The sequence below is a fragment of the Candidatus Schmidhempelia bombi str. Bimp genome (assembly GCF_000471645.3).
GTDB lineage: Bacteria > Pseudomonadota > Gammaproteobacteria > Enterobacterales > Orbaceae > Utexia > Utexia bombi.
The window spans coordinates 1-390 of record NZ_AWGA01000094.1 but is presented as its reverse complement, the minus strand read 5'-3'; the positions used below and the strand labels follow the sequence as shown (position 1 = coordinate 390).

Here is a 390-nt window from a genome sequence, read left to right as displayed (position 1 = left end):
AATCAATAAGAACTCCAGCAACAGGGAAATGGTATAAAAAAGAAGCTAAGGCCTCATTTCTCCCTGAGCACTGGTCTAAGCGTCAGACGGAAATGGAAATTGAAAGTGCTTTTAAAAATTCAAAAAGAATTTCAAATACAGAGAGATGGGAAGGAGTTTCTACTAGCGGTCTAAAAATACAAGGTTTCTATAAAAAGCCTAATGGTACAGGTGCGACTGCTTGGCCAATTTATAAAGGAAAAAAATAACATGTTAAATGATCAAATTATATTCTGGTGGAGCGATTCAGATTTTATTCCTACGGGAGGTAAACTTACAAAATATGCTAATAGTGAAAAAATATTTGGTTTTGGAGCAAGAGAAATTGCAGATTGGTTAGCATGTGATCTT

Annotated in this window: 1 protein-coding gene; it reads left to right on the top strand. The window is 34.9% G+C overall.

Annotation, left to right across the window (positions count from 1 at the left end; genetic code table 11):
- A partial coding sequence (locus O970_RS08970) for an EndoU domain-containing protein (protein ID WP_166667108.1) occupies positions 1-248 on the top strand: 248 nt, incomplete at its 5' end.
- Positions 249-390: the final 142 nt, after the last annotated feature.